The sequence below is a fragment of the Xenorhabdus bakwenae genome, assembly GCF_030272115.1.
GTDB classification, from domain to species: Bacteria; Pseudomonadota; Gammaproteobacteria; order Enterobacterales; family Enterobacteriaceae; genus Xenorhabdus; species Xenorhabdus bakwenae.
The window spans coordinates 1-18,993 of the sequence record NZ_CP119194.1 but is presented as its reverse complement, the minus strand read 5'-3'; the positions used below and the strand labels follow the sequence as shown (position 1 = coordinate 18,993).

The window sequence follows — 18,993 nt, the reverse complement described above, 5'->3', positions numbered from 1 at the left end:
ATGCGAGGTAGTTAATTATGGCTAAGACGCATTCTAAGGCAGAAGTCGCTGTAAATAAAGCAGCGAAAACAGAACGTTATTACACCGTGGGATACGTGCCGCAAAACGACAAGGCTAAAGCACCACCTGCGATACACCTGAAAGGTCAATGGCTTAAGGCCGCAGGCTTTGATATTGGCGGTACTTTAACGGTGAAAGTGATGAATGGTTGTCTGGTGCTGATACCGGACAGTGACAACACCCACACCATCAGGCAACAGTACCTGCGTCAGCAGGAGCAACTCAGTGATATCAAGCTCCGCATGCGCGAACTCATTGGCGATTACAAAACCATTTAAGGGAGGGGAGTAGCATGAGAGCAGGGATTGAGCAGCTAAAGGAAGTGCACCTGAGCCATGACGAAGCAATGGCACTGGCGCAACTGGTTAAACGGTTGAGCTGGGCAGAGATACGGGCCTGTGCGGTTGATGACACAGAAGCCTGGGTTATCAAGGCCGCGATAGGGCGGCTCCAGTCGGCACTGGCGTATCATGGGTATTCGCCACGGTAAGAAAGAAGCAGGCCGGAAGCGATTCCGGCTTTTTGCTGTTTCAGAGAAAAAACAGAATAAAATATCCAAAATATAGCCTATGTATATATTTACCATTAATTTTATATTTTTCTATATTATTCCTTTGTTTACCTTCTTATTTATTTTATATTTTTGTGATTTTAATTTATATATTTAATATATAAGATCAACTCTGTAAAATATTTATTTTAAGTATAAAAATAATAAAGCCGGAAAGATCACGGGGATCTTTCCGGCTTATTTTTAAATGCTACTAAATTCTATATTTTTAGAAGGAAAACCATCAGGGAATGACATGCATTTGACGTTTCTTGATAAAACACCTTCTAAAAAATCAATGAAATTTTCTTGCCTATATTCAACTTCTGGTGCCCTTGCCGCAATAATAGCGACATTCCATAAGTCACTATTATCTGACGATACAACCCAAAATATATAATCGCCGTTATCTGTAACTCCCATAGGAAGCAATCCATTAATATCGGGATAAAGAATAAACGGATAATAATCTGGATCAGATTCAACAAGGGACTGAAAATCTTCAATAATCCATACTTTTTGCCTAAAAAAATTTAAATCATCATCTTCGCTAAATGGGTTAAATATAGTGATAAAATCAGCAATCCTACCTGTTCCATATTGGGTTATAAAATCAATATAGTCCTTAGGAAAAGAATACTGTTCATCTATTAACGGCCACGTTTTACCTTCACCATTTTCATTAGGATGAACGGGTAAGGGCAATAGATTCTTTAAGCTCTCTATACTCATTATTTATATTCCTGGAGGGTTAAGAACGGTGACATATTCAAAGAAGCCCCCTGAACCTTCAGCTTTCATTGTAATACCTGCTGGTATTCTGGATGGTCCCTTATAAATAGGAATAGAACTCATTTCAACAACTTCTCCTTGCTCTAAGGCTTTTCTTATTCTACCTTCGACTCCACTCATGACAGGAGTATTAGCAGGTCTTTGTTGAAGAGTAACCAGGTTCCTAACATCATCACCAGAACCACCTAATTGTCGTCCGAGCAAATGGCCCCTAGCTCTGTTAGAACCTTTTCCTGTAATAAATCCTGGCGGCTGTATATCGGGGCTAGCGTGCGTACCCATATTAATATGACCTTTATCTAAAGTGGCATGAACTCCTGTAGGGCGTCCTAAATGATCTAATTCGCCATATTTAATACTATTAGGACATCCCGTTAATCCGAGCGGATCAATCCAGTTCGCCGGATTATGGACGTATGCATACGGATTCAGACCCCCATTTAGCCCCAAAGGATCTTAGGCACTATCCCGACGCCATCATACGATTGAGCGGACCTTTCCCCCTGATTTAGCAGCCTTTTTCTTCACCGCTTTTTCCCACCCTGTTAAAGAACATATCAACTCGCCCCGACGGGCACTTTGCCGATTTTAGCTCACTTTTTCCCCGATGTCAGTGCCGGGTTTCGGCCCGCTTTGCCTGCCAGAACCGGGTTTTCTCGATAACCCGTGGCGGCGGGGCAGCTTGTCTGCGCCGCTGACGCGGGTTGGCCGGGTGCGGGCCGGCGAGGCCCGCAGGTGAAGCTTTTCAGCGGGGAGCCCCCGCCCGCGGGGGCGGACGGGGCGGAGATGGCGAGTACGGGAACGAGCAAGGAGCCTGCGACTGCGAGCCGGACGCAGCCAGTGCAGCGGGGTTGGGCGGGGGCAATAAACCGCGGCCAGCTTGCTGGCCTGCCTTCAGGGCCGTTGACCCTGACGGACTGACCGGCAACGGTTTAAGGCGGATGTTAGCACCGGAGCCGCCAGGGACGGCGGCGACTGCGGCGGCCGGTTTTAGCACTGCGGCTGACAGCGGAAGGCGTCAGCCTTGCGCGCCTCTGGGGCTAAGAGGCTCCACCCGGCGGCCAGCCGCTCACCGGGGTTGAGGTGACCGCGCAGCGCCCGTGGGTGGGCGGCGCCGACATAATGTTTTGTTAAGCGTGGTGGGCCGTTCAGGCCCATTTCGCTTAATGTCACATTATGTTGAATGGCGGCTGACCGGCAACGATTGTTATAGAGAACGCCGAAGTTCAGCGCCGGGCGGCCGGCATTTACCGCCGGGCACGCCGATGGTAGGGAGGCAGTCCGTGCGCAGGGACGCGCGCGGTCTGCCTTTCACTGCACCCCACGCGCTCACAGGGAACCGGCTAACATTAAGATTGTCCGGCAACACAGCGCGTTCAGACCGGCTTCGGGCTGTCCGGCTTGTTACTCTCCGCCTGCTTATCGTCTGGCGTTGCCTGCTTTGACTGCCGTTCTGCCGGGTGGGTCTGCTCATGCACTTCCTTTAAGTGACCGATAGCCACCCGGGTATAGATTTGGGTGGTTTCCAGCTTCTCATGCCCCAGTATCGCCTGGATGTGCCGGGTGTCCGCGCCGTTCTCCAGCATCTGGGTTGCCATTGAGTGGCGGAACAGATGACAGGCCCCCGGTTTAGTCAGTTGCGCCTGTTTACGGATGCTGTCGGCGGCTATCCAGGTTAATGTGCCCTTTGCCAGTCCCCGGCCTTTCCTGGTGATAAACAGGTGTCCACTGTCACCCCGCCGCGTTAACTCGGGCCGGACGCTGAGCCAGCGGCTTAACCAGTGCAGCGCCTGTTCGCCGATGGGCACCACCCTATCTTTACGGCCTTTGCCCTGTCTGACCAGCACCACGCCGCGCCCGAAGTCCACCTCGCTTAACAGCAGGTTGGCTATTTCCATCCGCCGGATACCGGTACTCCACAGTACTTCAAGGATAGCGCGATTTCTCAGCCCGGTTGGGGTGTTGATATCCGTTGCGGCTAATACCGTGTGGGTTTCGTCTTCATTCATTACCTGTGCCGGCAGCCGTTTTTCTTCTTTCGGTAACACCAGACTGTCCACCGGGTTATACAGGATATGGTGACGTTGCAGCAGCCAGCGGAACCACTGACGTAAGACACTCAGGCGGTCCCGCTGACTGCCCGGCGTGTAGGGCTGGCCGTCCGCTTTGCGGTGGCTTCTCAGCCAGCGCTGGTAACTTTCCAGCAACGGCAGGCTGACCTGCGGTGCGGTCATGACTCCACGGGCTTCACACCAGCTGATGAACGGCAACAGCCGCTCTTCATAGGACTCCTGAGTCCGTTCGCTTAAGCCCTGTCCCCGCACGGCTTCCAGCCAGGCGGCCAGATGCTGGCGTAAGGTGGCGAAGCGGGCCGGGATGGCGTCGGGTTGACCGTGGGTCTCCGTCACCGAGGGACGTTTTTTTTCTGTCTGGCGAGGCCAGTGTTGCCGCCGGGCTGGCCGGGATAGCGTGCTGTTGCTGCAACCAGTCGAACCACAGGCGTAAGGCGCGCAGGCGTCGGCGCTGACTGTCCGGCGGGTAGGGCTGACCGTTGGCTTTGCGGTACCGGGCCAGATGCTGCTGCCAGTTTTCCAGTAACGGTTCGGTGACCTGAGCCGCGGATATTACGCCCTGTTCCTCACACCAGTTGACGAACGGTGACAGCCGTTCATGACGGGCGGACTGGCTCTTTTGACTCGCCCCCTGCAACAGCAGGTTATCCAGATACGCGTCCAGATGCTGGCGCAGGGTCAGCGGGCGGGAGTTGGATTGATGTTTAACGGGTGATGACATGATGGATTTCCTGTAGGGAACAGCGGTTAGTGTTATCGGTGTGTGATACGTCACTACGGTACGATGGCTTGATTCTTAGGTGGCCGGAACAGTCCTTTTCTGTCTGCCCAGACTTGCGAGTCATTCAGCCCTTTGCTACTGCGGCTTGCAGCCGGTTTTGGCGAACCCGACTTGACCCCGACTTGGGGCAGACTTGACCCTGACTTGCCTTCATTTGAGCCAGACTTGCACCCGTCATATTCACACTTTCCTTTCTGGCTTTCGGGTTCGTTGATGAAGGGGCAGTACGGTACGACGGCCTGATTTTTAGGGGGCCGGAACAGTCCTTTTCAGGCTGTCCCGACTTGCGAACCGTTCAGCCCTTTGTCACTGCGGCTTGCCGCCGGTTTTGGCGAACCAGACTTGGCCCTGACTTGGGGCAGACTTGACCCCGACTTGCCTTCATCCGGGCCAGACTTGCACGAGTCATATACACTATTGGCAGCCTGATTTTCCGGTTCAATCAGACCGCACAGGTGGGCTTCTTCCGCTTTATCGCCATTCCAGAGCAGTTCATATTGCAACAGATGGCCGCGACTGCCGCCGTGTGTCAGCAGGTATTCCATGTCACTCAGGCGCTGACAGTGGAGTTTAAGCTGGCTGTCACTCCAGTGGGTATAACTGCGGATATCCCGGCGGGTAAAGCGGATATCTTTCACCGGGCGTTGTTGCGCTGCCGCCGTGTCTTTCACCATTTGCTGTATCAGCAGCAACAGTTTTCGGGTCTGGGGCGGCATCTCATCCAGCGTACGGCCTAATATCTCGTGGGCCAGCCGGTTCGCCAGGCGGATATCTTCTTTGGTGACTTCGATATATTCAAGCCGTTTGCCCCGGTGTTCCGCGGTCTTCACCGTCCGCTGGTGCTGATGCAGCAGGGCGATACTTTGTATCAGGGTGAGATATTTCATGTGGTCGCGTCGGGTGCGGGTTTTATCGCTCATGAACGTTAACTGTGAGGCATGAGGGTTAACCACATTGAGCGGGCGCAACAGCCGCTGGGCGTTTTGATGCAGTTCGGTGATATACGCCTTTTCATTCTCTGCCAGTAAGCCTTCGAGGGTTTGTTTATGGCGCTGCAAGGCGTGGATAGCTTCGGTCTGTTCCCGCGATTCGTTCACCGTCAGCACCAGACAGCGGTTTAACAGCTCTTCATCGACATCTATTGCGGTGGTGGTGAGCATCAGCATCACCGGTCCTTTCACTGTGTACTGTTTGGTGACCAGATTACCGCTGGCATCGTCTTTACCGGTGCTGGCAATGGTCAGTTCGCCGTCGCTTTGCAACAGCTTAAGCGCATAGGCGGCCTGCCGCACCCCTTCCTCTTCGGCAATGGCTAAGATTTTATGCTGGAGATTGGTTTCCCCCAGATAGAACAGACTCTGGCCGGTCATGGCGCTGTATTGCAGCCGTTCTTCTTCCGGTATCAGATTGAGGACCGCATCCATTAAGCTGCTTTTCCCTGCCGCCGAACTGCTCTGTATCAGCACGGCCAGCGGACGGTCCAGCTTGCGACTGACGGCGGCTAAGTAACCGGCCAGCAGGTTAGTGGATTCGCCCACCACGCCACAGGCGGCTAAGTCAGCGGTGATGCGTTCACTCAGTTGCGGGTCTTGCAGCAGCGCCAGCGCCGCAGCCCGCTGGTCCTCACTCAGTTCGGGAACCGGCGGGGTTTCGGTTTGTTCACTGACGCCGGCCTGTTGACACTGTTCCAGTACCAGCAACACCTGCCCCAGTGCCCGGCGCAGGTCACCTTCGGCCAGCCCGAGTTCGGTGGCGGCCAGCCGCGCATACCCGCCCCGGCTGCGGGCGCTCATCATGTCCACGCTGTCGGCGAACATCACGCCGCTGTCAGTATCAACGACCTGAACATTCACTTTCATCACTGCCGCTCCGGCTTTCACCTGTGACAGGCCCCGGATACCCCACTGTTGTGTGCCCAGCGTCAGGGATATCTCGCCGTTAGCGCCGGTTTCCCAGACCACATTCGGCACTGACGGCAACGACGCTATACCGGCGGCTAATGTGCTGACTGTTTCCGGCACCGGAACCGGCTGATGTTTAGCCAGTGCGGCCCGCTCTGTTGCGGTGGTGGCCTGTATCTCTGCCGCGTCCTGCATCGGCACGGCACTGTCCAGCAGCAACCCGAAGGCCCGTTCCGGCTCGGCGACCTGACACAGATAGCCGTTGGCATCCATGCCCTCGGGGAACACCACCCGGAACACGGTGATACCGGCGGCAGTCAGTTCGGCGGCCAGTTTTACCGCGGCATCATTCCCGGCGGGGTCATTATCGAAGGCAATCAGCACCTGTCTGACCTGATGCTGTTTCAGTGCCTGCCAGTGGTCGGGAGTAAACCCGTTCACCCCGTAGGCGGCGGTGACATTACGGTAACCCGCTACCCAGAATGACATCGCATCGATTAATGATTCACACAGGATAAGCGAGGCTGACGCGGCTATGGCCGGTTCATTCCAGACACCGCTATGCGCCCCGGGCAGATACAGATGCCACGGTGTGCTTTTGCGCAGGTCTTCACCGATTTTACGGCCATAGATTTCGCGTATCTGGCCGTGCCGGTCGATAACCGGTATCACTAATGACCCTCTGAAGTGTTCATGCCCGTTGTCCCGCAGGATACCCGCCGCCATTAACCGGGCCCGGATAGCGGAACCGGCCTTGTATTTACTGGCGGGCAGCCGGTAGCCGAGGGTGCGGTTGGCAAAGCCCGGTTTAAAACAGGCGACTAATTCCGGGTGATTTAACCGGCGTTTTTCCAGATAAGCCAGGGCTTCGGGGGCGTTCAGCAACGTGTGGTGGTAGAACTCAACCACCCGGTTGAGCAGCGCCTGCCGTCCGGCTTCATCTTCGGCCAGCACGGCGGGTTCATCCGGCTGGACCAGCGGGGCCATTGCCGGATTCTCGCCCAGTTCCCCGCGCAGGCGTTCCACGGCATGGCGCAGGCTTAAGCCTTCGGTTTTCATCACCCAGTCCAGCACTGAGCCGCCGGCGTCACAGCCAAAACAGTGATAGAGATTTTTTGCCGGTGAGATAACCATTGACGGGGTTTTCTCCTGATGGAACGGGCACAGCAGTACGTAATCTTTGCCGCGTTTAAAGAGCTGTCGCCCCTGTTGCTCCACCACGGCGACTAAGGAGACGGCGGCTTTCAGGTGCTGTAATTCGGCTTCGGGAATGCGGGCCATAAAAATGTTCCTTTTAAATCCTTGTCAATGCTCTATATAGATACTATTATATGTCCCATAAAGGTTGTTTAGTCAAGTCTATTCAGAACAGGGGGAGATAATGGAAGCCATCACGACTGATAAAGGAACATTCTGGATGAGCTTTTCTGCCCGTTTTCTGCAACTGCGTAAGCAACAAGGACTAACTCAGCCACAGATGGCTGACAAGGTGGGGATACATCTGACACAAGTTCGCCGCTATGAATCTGGTGAGGCTCAACCCTCTTTAGACATTCTTAAACGTATTGCTGTTACGTTTAATGTTTCGGCTGACTGGCTGATATTTGAGGAGGGTGAGCGGGAGCCGCAGGACGAACTTAAGCTCAAGTTTGAAGCGGTTAAACAGATGGATGAGGAAGAACGACGCTCTGTGACCTCGGTTCTGGATGCAATGATTTTAAAACATCAGGCAAAACGGTTATTGGGCTGACCTGATTTAATGCGGCTCTACCGTGGTTGCAACACGATATAGCCGCTAACCACAAGCAACTATGCGAGGTAGTTAATTATGGCTAAGACGCATTCTAAGGCAGAAGTCGCTGTAAATAAAGCAGCGAAAACAGAACGTTATTACACCGTGGGATACGTGCCGCAAAACGACAAGGCTAAAGCACCACCTGCGATACACCTGAAAGGTCAATGGCTTAAGGCCGCAGGCTTTGATATTGGCGGTACTTTAACGGTGAAAGTGATGAATGGTTGTCTGGTGCTGATACCGGACAGTGACAACACCCACACCATCAGGCAACAGTACCTGCGTCAGCAGGAGCAACTCAGTGATATCAAGCTCCGCATGCGCGAACTCATTGGCGATTACAAAACCATTTAAGGGAGGGGAGTAGCATGAGAGCAGGGATTGAGCAGCTAAAGGAAGTGCACCTGAGCCATGACGAAGCAATGGCACTGGCGCAACTGGTTAAACGGTTGAGCTGGGCAGAGATACGGGCCTGTGCGGTTGATGACACAGAAGCCTGGGTTATCAAGGCCGCGATAGGGCGGCTCCAGTCGGCACTGGCGTATCATGGGTATTCGCCACGGTAAGAAAGAAGCAGGCCGGAAGCGATTCCGGCTTTTTGCTGTTTCAGAGAAAAAACAGAATAAAATATCCAAAATATAGCCTATGTATATATTTACCATTAATTTTATATTTTTCTATATTATTCCTTTGTTTACCTTCTTATTTATTTTATATTTTTGTGATTTTAATTTATATATTTAATATATAAGATCAACTCTGTAAAATATTTATTTTAAGTATAAAAATAATAAAGCCGGAAAGATCACGGGGATCTTTCCGGCTTATTTTTAAATGCTACTAAATTCTATATTTTTAGAAGGAAAACCATCAGGGAATGACATGCATTTGACGTTTCTTGATAAAACACCTTCTAAAAAATCAATGAAATTTTCTTGCCTATATTCAACTTCTGGTGCCCTTGCCGCAATAATAGCGACATTCCATAAGTCACTATTATCTGACGATACAACCCAAAATATATAATCGCCGTTATCTGTAACTCCCATAGGAAGCAATCCATTAATATCGGGATAAAGAATAAACGGATAATAATCTGGATCAGATTCAACAAGGGACTGAAAATCTTCAATAATCCATACTTTTTGCCTAAAAAAATTTAAATCATCATCTTCGCTAAATGGGTTAAATATAGTGATAAAATCAGCAATCCTACCTGTTCCATATTGGGTTATAAAATCAATATAGTCCTTAGGAAAAGAATACTGTTCATCTATTAACGGCCACGTTTTACCTTCACCATTTTCATTAGGATGAACGGGTAAGGGCAATAGATTCTTTAAGCTCTCTATACTCATTATTTATATTCCTGGAGGGTTAAGAACGGTGACATATTCAAAGAAGCCCCCTGAACCTTCAGCTTTCATTGTAATACCTGCTGGTATTCTGGATGGTCCCTTATAAATAGGAATAGAACTCATTTCAACAACTTCTCCTTGCTCTAAGGCTTTTCTTATTCTACCTTCGACTCCACTCATGACAGGAGTATTAGCAGGTCTTTGTTGAAGAGTAACCAGGTTCCTAACATCATCACCAGAACCACCTAATTGTCGTCCGAGCAAATGGCCCCTAGCTCTGTTAGAACCTTTTCCTGTAATAAATCCTGGCGGCTGTATATCGGGGCTAGCGTGCGTACCCATATTAATATGACCTTTATCTAAAGTGGCATGAACTCCTGTAGGGCGTCCTAAATGATCTAATTCGCCATATTTAATACTATTAGGACATCCCGTTAATCCGAGCGGATCAATCCAGTTCGCCGGATTATGGACGTATGCATACGGATTCAGACCCCCATTTAGCCCCAAAGGATCGGGCATTATAAACCGCCCAATTTCCGGCGCATAATACCGATAAGTATTAAAGTGCAGCCCGGTCTCTTTGTCAAAATATTGCCCAGCAAAACGCAGGTTTTGGTCAAAATTTTTCGGTGAGCGCTCTGGTTCGCTAAAGAATGCGGCAGTGATACTGTTGACCGCACCAAAAGCATCATATTTGCCTGACCACGCAATCTTGCCCGCTTTATCCGTCACTTCCAGTGGCGCCCCGTTGATATCAGTGTGATACCAGAAATAATCACACACCGAACCTTTAGTCACAATGCAGGCTAGCGGCGTGTAGCTGTCATGGGATTCATAGCAATAAGTCTGGGTTTTACCCGTACTGACGTTACGCTCCTGCAACAATTTCAGGCCATGCCAGACAAAATCCGTTTGTTCCTGCTGAAGTGTGCCTGTCGGCCATGTAGTGACTACCTTGCGAATCCGCCGACCCAGCGCATCATAATGATAGTTGGCCTTCATACCGTTACCTTCGGCGATAATCAGGCGATTATCACCATCATAACGATAGCTTTGCTTGTTATTGGTGCTTGTTCCACGAGAAATCACATTGCCATGCGCATCATGTTCATAATGCCATTGGTTCCACTGCGTCAGCCTGTCGCCCTGCGGAGTCAGGTGTTTATTCTCTTCCGCCTCTTTTTCCATCATAGATTGTGGACGTTCAAGCAGGTTATCTGCACGGTCGTACCACAGCATTTCTTCAAAGCTGTCTACGCTGGTGACTTTTTTCAGCCGACTTTCAGAGTCATACAGGTATTCCACCCAACCACGGTAATGATCTTCCATCAGGCACAAATCATCCTGCCGGTCATAATGCCATGCCCGCCACGGTTTGCCCTGTCCGATGGATGCGGATTTATCTCTGACACTGTATTGGCTGATGCGACGGCCTAACGGATCATATTCACGGAACTGGAATAGTTTACCTTGTGTCCGGCTGGTTTCACGATGCAGGTTGTCACGCTCGAACTCGGTAATCATCTGTTGATTATGGCGAATAGCGCTAAGGTGACCGGAACCATAGTAGAGCCAGCGCAGAGTATCCCCCTGTGGAAGCGTCAGTTCGGTCAGGTTATCCATTTCATCATAACTGAACCGGGTCTCGTCCTCGCCGTTCTGCTCTCTAATCACCCGCCCCAGCGCATCATATTCAAAACCAATCGTATTCGGCTGCAATCCCAGTTGATTGCCTGCCGCATTAGGAATACGGGCAGCTTCCAGCAATCGCCCCATGTTATCCCACTGATACTGGTAACTGTCGGTATCAGTTTCCCTTTTGATAAGGTTACCCGCCGCATCGTAATGCAGATAAACCGGACGCACAGGTTGCCTGAATACCCGATCCCCCATCCGCTTTTCAGCACTCAACAAGCCAACGTTATTGTATTCATAATGGATTAACGTATCGTCAGGGCGAATTTCCTCAATCAGGCGCCCTTCTGCATCACGGTTTAACCGATAACGGCCACCATTGGCATTCTCAATCTGCACCAGATGCCCTTCGGGACTGTATTGGTAACGAACCTGCCGTTGCAGGCGGTCTGTTGTGCAGACAATTTGCCCTAATGCGTTATATTCCCAGGCACGAGAGGCATTTTCATTACGTTGATGATAAGTAAGCTGATTAGCACTATCCCACCCCATCTGCTCTGTCGAACCATCGGGATAGGTCACGCGCACTAACTGGCCGTTGTCATCATAGCTATAACGGACGGTTTCCATCAGCGCATTGGTAAAGTGGCTCAGTCGATTCTCATTGTCATACTGCCAGTCACTGCTTTGGCCGGAACAATCGGTATAGCGGATCAACTGCCCCTGACCGTTCCACATAAAACGGCTTTCCCCACCTTTGGCATCAATACGCTGATAAGGCCGCAGTGTATTGCCACTGTAGTGATAACGGGAGGTTTGCTTAAGCGGTGAGGTTTCACTGACCAAACGCCCAAATTCATCATAATCCAGTGTGGTTTCGGTGCCATCCGGCCAGAAAATAAAGGTCAGTCTGTCAGTGTCATTCTGGTATTGCCATTGGGTCTTATTACCGTTGCCATCAGTCAGGCTCAGGAGACGCCCCAGCTTATCCCATTCACTCAGACGGGTATGGCCTTCGGCGTCTTTGTACCCGGTTGGCAGGCCGAATTCATCCCATAAAATATGGTGTTCAGTACCGTTACGGTCAACACAGTGAATAATTTGATATTCATCGTTAAGCGTCCAGACAGTGCGGGAGCCATCATGCCAGTGCGCGGTACGGGTCAGGTTTTTATCATCATAATCCAGCCGATAACCTGCACCCTCACTGGTTTTTTGGCTGATGACCCGCCACAGCCCGTCTTCGGTCAGTTCCCATTCATAATCACAGCGCAGGCCGCGTTTATCCACATGCCACGCCATGATGCCATGATCAGTCCAACCAAATTGGCGCTGAAAATGGTCACTGCGGTGGTTGATGCCAACAAGACGCGCATTCTCATCATAATGATAATGGCAGAGGCGAACTCGCTGACCGTTATACAGCGCCCGCCAGACTGTGGTTAATCGGGAAACAACCTTGTCACTAATTTCTATAACGTCATAATCACAGTGCAGATTCATGCCGCCACAACCTGTGATATTGACCATCTGTTGCTGGTCGTTGTAATGGAAACGCTGTTCATTACCGACATTATCGCGAATGTGACTTAACCGACTGATACCCGCATTATCGAAAGCAGCATAGTGATAGACCAATTCCCCTGCATCATGGATTTCCCATTCGCCGTTTTCAGTGTGTATCAACCAGCTTTGGGCATCAGGACAGAAACAGCGATGACCTTCCGGCACTTCTGGGAAAGGTACGATATCACCAGACAAATTGCGCCAGAGCATACCTTCTTCCACACGGGTTAATTGGCTTTCCCAGAATAAATGCCAGCCCTGACCCAAGACGCTTTCGTATTGATAACGGCTCAGGTAGCTACGTTGCCAGTATAGTGGGAATTCGGCTTCAAAAATGAAGTCCAGTTCATCGTCATCGTTCAGGAATTTTTGACCGGCAACCACTTCAATCGGATTTGTCAAAATACCCACCGCGGGCAACGCTACCCCAAGCCAACCCAGACGGCAGGCAACTCTGCCGATTTTACTGGCACCGGGTATTTTGCTGAACAGTTGTTGCAATGCGCCGGGACCTTTCAATGCCGCGCCCCCAAAGCTGGTCAACCCCGCCGCAAACATGGTTAAATCAGAAACGGTATACGCCCATTTAGGCACTTCCGGTGTGATATTTTCCGTCGCGGCTGTTCCTCCACCAATAATCACATTCGGTGAACCTGTCATTACTGCGGCATCACAGGTCGTCTTATCACCCACCCGTGAGGCAGGTAATCCATTAATGAAGACGGAATCAGAGCCTTCTGCCATCTGGCGGGGGCCGATTTCTTTGCTACAAGCCACGATACTTCGTGTTGCGATGGCCGCCGGTTTATTATTGATTAGCACATTCGTGGAACCACTGGTAATGGTTCCACTGGGACTTCGTGACGAAGCGCCCGCAGACACACAGGCATCACGCGCCATATCGCCTAAAGCTCCCGCCGCCATCCCCACGGCAATAGAAGCACCAATCAACAACACACCGACCCCAACACAAGAAGCCGCTACTCCGGCCACAAAAAGAAAGCCGGCGGCAATTCCACCTGCGGCTGAAATCAATGAACCAATGATCGTACCTGCAACCAATCCGGCCATTGCACTGGAATGGCCTATCGTATCCCCAAGCCTTGCCGCTTCTGGCATAATGTTCTCTCCTTAAAACTGAAAGCTTTTTAAACAATCATCCAGCCACTGCCGTTGTGATTCAGTAAAAGCCTGCTGTGATGATAGGGTGAAAATCAGCACCTTTTTTTCATCCCGCAGAAATACGGCCTGATATTGATAAACTTGTTGTCCTTTTTTAGGGCGATAACGGGAAAGCAGTAAGCAGCCATGCAGTAGATTGTCACCTAATACAGTCTCCTGCTCTTCAAGGAGTTGCCAGTCTCGCAGACCGTTTTTCAACAACGTTTTCTGGCGGATGATATAACCAGATAAATCTTCTCCTTCATTTAACTGGTCGCGGCTGATATTCAATGCGGGAACATTGGGCGCGATAATAATATTGACCGTCTGTTCCTGATAACCTTCCGGTAGGGTGATGCTGCCTTCAGTGAACTGGCAGCGTGGGCGTGTATCCATTTTCCTTGCCTCATTAATGATAGGGAGATGTTATTAGCACATTAATGCAGCAGAATATAACGGCATCGCTGATGTATTCCAGCGTGAATAAAAGCTCATGAGGGAAATTGTGATAAATCTCTCTTCTTAAATTAAATCAGATAATTACCTTGTTTAAATTTCACGTAGTACAACCAATTAAAATCACACTGACGCGCTGCGCTTGTCTTCTCTGGCTTGTCCGGCTAATACATTAACCAGACAAACCAGAGACTTTGAAAAACACGATGCCAGCCAGAAAAAACATTTTCACAGCCTACCCTATTAAAGAATTAGTCATAAAACTGTTCACCCTGTTCACCTTTATATATTTTCATTTAAATTCATATTGTTAAATGATGACGACTTGAAATCAGACTCTTCACCAACCGTTCACCTTCAAATCAGAAAAAGGTGAATAGTGATGAAGAGTTGTGAACAGTTTAAAAATAACTATTCACCTTATAATACATTGATATATCTGATTTAAATTACAAATTGAATAGTGGTGAACACTTTTTTATATTTCTTTGAAAATTATCATCAATAAAGAAAAAAATTATTCTTCTGGCAGGTTATCCCTTGTCAGTTTTGGCAGCCACTCGATGGCTGTGTCGATATTCAAACTCAGGTTGCTACGAATACCGTGTTTGCTTTTCTTGCGCAGGTATTGCTGTCTGTACTCAGCCAGTGCGCCCGGCATATCCATGCCAAAACGGGTTACAGAAATGGGTTTGTTCAGGTTATTGCCTTTCATATAAGCAAGGTAGGCGTGATAAAGATACTTACGGGGATTGAACGGCACAATCTCCGCATTACCGATTAACAAACCGTCAGTTTCATGAGAAGCCACCAGATAACCGCAGAAATCAACCAGTGGATCGGTGCCACGTTTGATATCCAGCGCTTCTTCTGATTTTTGTTGCTCTGCCAGTAAACATCTTGCGGCTTGTGGGACAGCGAATCGATACAGCAAATGCCGGATAATCACAGGCAATTCTGTTGCAATCTTCTCCCGTAGAAGTGGGTCACGTTCATTTTCTGGCACGACTTCGGAAAAGTTGAAAATCACCCGACGCCGTGACACACCACCACTGCGATCACTGAAACTCATGGCGTTATTGTTCACCGCCAACACGACAGCAGGAATTCGGGTTGAGTAGGGCTGTTTATGCTTTGGGTCAATGGCAACTTCATCACCGCCTGTAATGGCCTTGATACCAGAGCCATCGCCCACATAGCGCGTTTGGTCTGGCAGGATAATCAGAGAATAACCGACAATCAGCGCCCGTTCCCGTGGGTTTTCCAGTGCCGCCATACTGGCGGAAACGGTATTGCCTTTCCCTGCCAGCATTGAACAGGTTTCAGCAAAGATGCTTTTGCCACTGCCTCCGGCACCAGTGACTTCCAGAAAAAACTGCCAGTCGTAGCGATTAGCTAACACCATAAACAGGGCTGCCAGTACGCGATCAAACTTGTCCTCACAGTTGGCCGTTGCCCGATTGAGCCAGCGCCAGAACTGTGGTGCATTATCTTGCAAGGTTTCCCCCGAAACGGGGGAATTGAATGAAACATTGTTAGCCAGCAGTAGCCAGTCATCTTTACGGTGAGGTCGGAACTGGCAGGCTTTCAGGTCAAACACCCCATTACTGAACCCAATTAAGTGACGTTCTGGCGGTTGCATCATGGGAAGCTGTAATTTCAGCGCATCCACAGCAGAACTAATACCGTGTGGTGAGTACGGCAGTTTCTCTTCCATAAAGGCGGAGACCATTTCCCGTTTTAAATCTCGGTCACTGACCGGGCGCCAGACAATACCATCATAATGATGAACAGCTTCCGAATCGCCATCCAGTGCCAAATTACCATCATAACGTGCCAGCAAGACTTCTCCGCGCTGGCTGGCTCCCATCTGGCATAATGTCAGCTTGGAAGATTCACTATCATTGGTCTGAATGGCTGCTTTTTTCTTGGTTGATATCGGTTGATAAAGCCCCTTACCAAATGCCTGCTTTGCTACCTCAACGCCATGGCGCTGGCGATAATCATCCCAATCAGCCTTGTGTTCTGTTGGTGGTAACGTAATCCAGCCATTAACCGCAAGTGCAGCTTTTTCTGCTGAGATCTTGCCAATATTTGTTATGGGTTTACCGTTCTTATCCAATTCACCGAGTGAGTGCCAGTCATTATCGGCTGCAATAATGATTTTCGTGTTAGGCCAGCGATCCCGAACAGATTGAGCAACAGAGAGCAAATTGCCTGCATCCAGCGCTGCCAGAGCCGATCCTTGATGTAACTGGCTAACGGTCAAAGCTGTGGCATAACCTTCGGTAATGATCACCGTGTTGGGATAATCTTCCAGCTCTGAAACGGGAATAAACGCACCTTTTTTCTGGCTGCCAGACAGTAACTTTTTCGTTCCATCCGGTTTGATAATCTGCGCACCTGTTACTTTTTTATCCAGTGTTGCCATGGGCAACAAAGTCGAATTATTGAGCAATAACCGCTGATTAGGAAAATCCAACCCTTTTGCAGCTAGATAGGGAGATTGCCCAGCAACAGTTTGAGCCATCAGTGCTACTACTTTTTCGGCAATTGACTGCGTGGTTTGAATGGTTTCTCTGGCTGGCTTGGGGTTTGGTAAAGGCAATGCCAGCGCACCCGCAACGATTTTTGCCGCCTCAGTAATCGAAATCCCTTTAGTTCTTGCCACTAAATCCAGCCCATCACCATAGTTTGGATCATCACCATCACGGCAATGCCAATTGCCGTGATGGTGATGATCAATAAAGTGGAAACGGTCAGTGCCACCGCAGACAGGGCAGGCACCATGTTTACCCTTTGCTGGAATTTCAATGCCACAAGCAGGCAACAGATTTTCCCAATGGCACATGGCGGATCTTTTCACCGTCTGGATCAGGTCGAGCGGTTTTTGGCTATCAGTGATATCTGAAGATGTAAATTTAGGGTGAGTTTGGGTATGCTGTATATCAGCCATCATCGTTACTCCGTATAACGGTTGTTGGTCAGACGCCTCAGATGTGTGACAGCACACTGGGGCGTTGTTTTTTATGTCATTTTCTTTTATGTGTTATGCCGCTCGTGACTCCTCGATACGTTTCGCAATCCAGTTATCAATTTCTGATTCAATAAAAGCAATTGAGCGAGAGCCGAGTTTGACTTGTTTCGGGAATTCTCCATTTCTAATCAGTTTGTAGATCCACGCTTTGCTATAACCCGTCCGGCGTTGAACTTCCGGCAAACGAATAAGGTTTTCCTTCGACGCTGTCATTGTCATATTTTTTCTCCTGTTACCGAGTCCTTGAGCGCTCATCGTGGACGTTGTTTGATGACAGGCGGATTATTTAAAAAGCAAGATTAAATGAACAGCGTTAATTGTTTTTCCAATTTGTTGAATTTATTTTTTTAGGAACTTCTACCTTTTTATCGGTATTCTGTATAAAAAGCGTACTTTGCTGGCACTGCCAACAAAGTATGAAAAATCACCGCTTCTTTGCGCCCTTTTGCCAAATTTTCCGATCAGCACATTTTTGCCTCGTTCCAGCATCTCCATATGATCCGCATACCATTGCAGCATTTCCCGTCGACCATCCAGATATTGCGCGTGGTTGTAAGTACCCCGGATGCTGTTCTTGTCAACATGAGCAAGCTGAGTTTCGATCCAAGCTGTGTTATAGCCCTGTTCATGCAGGATTGTACTCATGGTATGGTGGAAGCCGTGGCCTGTAGCCTTGCCATCATAACCAATGCGCTTAATCACCTGATTGATGGCAGCTTCACTCATCGGCTTCCCTGCATCGCTACGACCGGGGAAAACGTATTTTCCACGCCCTGTGATTTCGTGCAGCTTAATTAAAAGGGCTTTAACCTGATGTGATAGAGGAACACAGTGGGGACGGCGCATTTTCATTCGTTCAGCAGGGATTTGCCAGAGATCATTACCGAAATCGAATTCACTCCATTCCGATTCTCTCAGTTCGATGGTGCGCACTCCGGTCAGCATCAGCATACGTGCCGCTGATTGCGTCATCAGACTGCCGCTATAACCACTTAATGCAATGAGAAAATCAGGTATCTGGTCAGCTAAAAGATGTGGAAAGTGTTTTTGTTTGGGCGCTTTGAGTGCACTGGCAAGATCAGTAACGGGATTGAACTCTGCCCGTCCGGTAATAACGGCGTAGGTGAAAATTTGCCGACACGCCTGCCTGGTTTTTTTCAATTTATCCAAAACACCGCGTTGCTCCATTTTTCGCAGCACAGCCAGCATTTCAGCAGGTTTAATCTCGGTAACGGCACGTTTACCAATATACGGGAAGATATCTTTTTTCAGATATTCCAGAATGTCTTCGGCATAGCCTTTTGACCAGTTAGGGCGTTTATATTCGTGCCACTCAATAGCGACGGATTCAAAACTATTGCTGACCGCAAACACCTTAGCAGCCTTTTCAGCTCTTTTTTCCTCTATCGGGTCATTGCCATCTGATAGCTTTCGTCGTGCATCATTTCTCTTGGCTCTTGCTTCTGCGAGGGAGATTTCAGGATATACCCCCAACGCGAGCAATTTTTCTTTGCCTGCGATCCGATACTTTAACCGCCAATAGCGAGAGCCATTCGGGTTAACCAATAGATAGAGTCCGCCGCCATCGGCAAGTTTGTAGGGTTTCTCTTTCGGCTTGGCAGTGTCCACCTGTCGGGCTGTTAGCTTCATGGGGGTATCTCATTTCATTGAACCTGAACGTACCCCTAAATATACCCCTATAAGATCGTAGATTTCAACATACCTTACTAGACTACAGGAGAAGGGGAAAAGGCCAATACTGCGGATTTACTGGGGTTTTATAGACTTCGGAAGACGTTAAGATATGAAAGGATGGTACGCCCTAC

16 protein-coding genes and 1 pseudogene are annotated in these 18,993 nt (G+C 49.5%); 6 read left to right on the top strand and 11 right to left on the bottom strand.

Translation table 11 applies throughout. The annotated features are described in order from the left end of the window. Nucleotides 1-17 precede the first annotated feature (17 nt). On the top strand, nt 18-338 hold the full coding sequence (locus PXH59_RS00680; RefSeq protein ID WP_046397397.1) for a SymE family type I addiction module toxin: 321 nt from the start codon (nt 18-20) through the stop codon (nt 336-338). A 14-nt stretch (nt 339-352) separates the two neighbouring features. Continuing rightward, nucleotides 353-550 (top strand): DUF7706 family protein, encoded by a 198-nt coding sequence (locus PXH59_RS00675; RefSeq protein WP_133813210.1) that lies wholly within the window; start codon nt 353-355, stop codon nt 548-550. A gap of 264 nt (nt 551-814) precedes the next feature. Here the strand turns inward: PXH59_RS00675 and PXH59_RS00670 are convergent, their stop codons facing one another. Beyond that, entirely contained in the window at nt 815-1,342 is a 528-nt protein-coding gene (locus PXH59_RS00670; protein WP_285809883.1) for an SMI1/KNR4 family protein, read from the bottom strand. A 3-nt stretch (nt 1,343-1,345) separates the two neighbouring features. Next, nucleotides 1,346-1,852: a DNA/RNA non-specific endonuclease gene (locus PXH59_RS00665; RefSeq protein WP_285809887.1), complete on the bottom strand. Its 507-nt coding sequence runs from the start codon at nt 1,850-1,852 to the stop codon at nt 1,346-1,348. A gap of 336 nt (nt 1,853-2,188) precedes the next feature. Between PXH59_RS00665 and PXH59_RS00660 the strand changes: the two genes are divergently transcribed. Beyond that, entirely contained in the window at nt 2,189-2,323 is a 135-nt protein-coding gene (locus tag PXH59_RS00660; RefSeq protein WP_285809886.1) for a hypothetical protein, read from the top strand. Nucleotides 2,324-2,778: 455 nt separating this feature from the next. On the opposite strand, the gene xerC is transcribed toward PXH59_RS00660, so the two are convergent. The 3 genes from xerC to PXH59_RS00645 all read right to left on the bottom strand — a co-directional run bounded on the left by xerC (nt 2,779) and on the right by PXH59_RS00645 (nt 7,437). After that, nucleotides 2,779-3,780, bottom strand: a complete 1,002-nt coding sequence (gene xerC, locus PXH59_RS00655; RefSeq protein ID WP_285811626.1) for a site-specific tyrosine recombinase XerC — start codon at nt 3,778-3,780, stop codon at nt 2,779-2,781. Further along, a complete protein-coding gene (locus PXH59_RS00650; RefSeq protein WP_285809885.1) occupies nt 3,683-4,195 on the bottom strand; it encodes a site-specific integrase in 513 nt (170 codons plus the stop codon). Before PXH59_RS00650 ends, xerC begins: the two co-directional genes overlap by 98 nt. A gap of 329 nt (nt 4,196-4,524) precedes the next feature. Then, nucleotides 4,525-7,437, bottom strand: a complete 2,913-nt coding sequence (locus PXH59_RS00645; RefSeq protein WP_285809884.1) for a CHC2 zinc finger domain-containing protein — start codon at nt 7,435-7,437, stop codon at nt 4,525-4,527. Between the two features lie 136 nt (nt 7,438-7,573). Between PXH59_RS00645 and PXH59_RS00640 the strand changes: the two genes are divergently transcribed. The 3 genes from PXH59_RS00640 to PXH59_RS00630 all read left to right on the top strand — a co-directional run bounded on the left by PXH59_RS00640 (nt 7,574) and on the right by PXH59_RS00630 (nt 8,517). Beyond that, on the top strand, nt 7,574-7,906 hold the full coding sequence (locus tag PXH59_RS00640; RefSeq protein WP_046397400.1) for a helix-turn-helix domain-containing protein: 333 nt from the start codon (nt 7,574-7,576) through the stop codon (nt 7,904-7,906). A gap of 78 nt (nt 7,907-7,984) precedes the next feature. Beyond that, nucleotides 7,985-8,305: a SymE family type I addiction module toxin gene (locus tag PXH59_RS00635; protein WP_046397397.1), complete on the top strand. Its 321-nt coding sequence runs from the start codon at nt 7,985-7,987 to the stop codon at nt 8,303-8,305. Between the two features lie 14 nt (nt 8,306-8,319). Then, nucleotides 8,320-8,517 (top strand): DUF7706 family protein, encoded by a 198-nt coding sequence (locus PXH59_RS00630; RefSeq protein WP_133813210.1) that lies wholly within the window; start codon nt 8,320-8,322, stop codon nt 8,515-8,517. 264 nt (nt 8,518-8,781) lie between these two features. On the opposite strand, the gene PXH59_RS00625 is transcribed toward PXH59_RS00630, so the two are convergent. The 6 genes and pseudogenes from PXH59_RS00625 to PXH59_RS00600 form a co-directional block, all read right to left on the bottom strand. After that, nucleotides 8,782-9,309 (bottom strand): SMI1/KNR4 family protein, encoded by a 528-nt coding sequence (locus PXH59_RS00625; RefSeq protein ID WP_285809883.1) that lies wholly within the window; start codon nt 9,307-9,309, stop codon nt 8,782-8,784. A 3-nt stretch (nt 9,310-9,312) separates the two neighbouring features. Next, entirely contained in the window at nt 9,313-13,632 is a 4,320-nt protein-coding gene (locus PXH59_RS00620) for an RHS repeat-associated core domain-containing protein (RefSeq protein ID WP_285809882.1), read from the bottom strand. Nucleotides 13,633-13,644: 12 nt separating this feature from the next. Further along, the gene (locus PXH59_RS00615) at nt 13,645-14,070 is read right to left on the bottom strand and encodes a DcrB-related protein (RefSeq protein WP_285809881.1); all 426 of its coding nucleotides are present in this window, start codon (nt 14,068-14,070) and stop codon (nt 13,645-13,647) included. 577 nt (nt 14,071-14,647) lie between these two features. Further along, nucleotides 14,648-17,086: a toprim domain-containing protein gene (locus PXH59_RS00610; protein ID WP_285811838.1), complete on the bottom strand. Its 2,439-nt coding sequence runs from the start codon at nt 17,084-17,086 to the stop codon at nt 14,648-14,650. Between the two features lie 93 nt (nt 17,087-17,179). Continuing rightward, on the bottom strand, nt 17,180-17,386 hold the full coding sequence (locus PXH59_RS00605) for a helix-turn-helix transcriptional regulator (RefSeq protein WP_285809880.1): 207 nt from the start codon (nt 17,384-17,386) through the stop codon (nt 17,180-17,182). A gap of 219 nt (nt 17,387-17,605) precedes the next feature. Next, a pseudogene (locus PXH59_RS00600) lies at nt 17,606-18,817 on the bottom strand (tyrosine-type recombinase/integrase); the annotation flags it as partial. Between the last annotated feature and the right edge of the window lie 176 nt (nt 18,818-18,993).

Coding starts and splice junctions, on each gene's coding strand:
- PXH59_RS00680 (WP_046397397.1), top strand. CDS start 18: ATGGCTAAGACGCATTCTAAGGCAGAAGTCGCTGTAAATAAAGCAGCG.
- PXH59_RS00675 (WP_133813210.1), top strand. CDS start 353: ATGAGAGCAGGGATTGAGCAGCTAAAGGAAGTGCACCTGAGCCATGAC.
- PXH59_RS00670 (WP_285809883.1), bottom strand. CDS start 1,342: ATGAGTATAGAGAGCTTAAAGAATCTATTGCCCTTACCCGTTCATCCT.
- PXH59_RS00660 (WP_285809886.1), top strand. CDS start 2,189: ATGGCGAGTACGGGAACGAGCAAGGAGCCTGCGACTGCGAGCCGGACG.
- PXH59_RS00650 (WP_285809885.1), bottom strand. CDS start 4,195: ATGTCATCACCCGTTAAACATCAATCCAACTCCCGCCCGCTGACCCTG.
- PXH59_RS00645 (WP_285809884.1), bottom strand. CDS start 7,437: ATGGCCCGCATTCCCGAAGCCGAATTACAGCACCTGAAAGCCGCCGTC.
- PXH59_RS00640 (WP_046397400.1), top strand. CDS start 7,574: ATGAGCTTTTCTGCCCGTTTTCTGCAACTGCGTAAGCAACAAGGACTA.
- PXH59_RS00635 (WP_046397397.1), top strand. CDS start 7,985: ATGGCTAAGACGCATTCTAAGGCAGAAGTCGCTGTAAATAAAGCAGCG.
- PXH59_RS00630 (WP_133813210.1), top strand. CDS start 8,320: ATGAGAGCAGGGATTGAGCAGCTAAAGGAAGTGCACCTGAGCCATGAC.
- PXH59_RS00625 (WP_285809883.1), bottom strand. CDS start 9,309: ATGAGTATAGAGAGCTTAAAGAATCTATTGCCCTTACCCGTTCATCCT.
- PXH59_RS00620 (WP_285809882.1), bottom strand. CDS start 13,632: ATGCCAGAAGCGGCAAGGCTTGGGGATACGATAGGCCATTCCAGTGCA.
- PXH59_RS00615 (WP_285809881.1), bottom strand. CDS start 14,070: ATGGATACACGCCCACGCTGCCAGTTCACTGAAGGCAGCATCACCCTA.
- PXH59_RS00610 (WP_285811838.1), bottom strand. CDS start 17,086: ATGGCTGATATACAGCATACCCAAACTCACCCTAAATTTACATCTTCA.
- PXH59_RS00605 (WP_285809880.1), bottom strand. CDS start 17,386: ATGACAATGACAGCGTCGAAGGAAAACCTTATTCGTTTGCCGGAAGTT.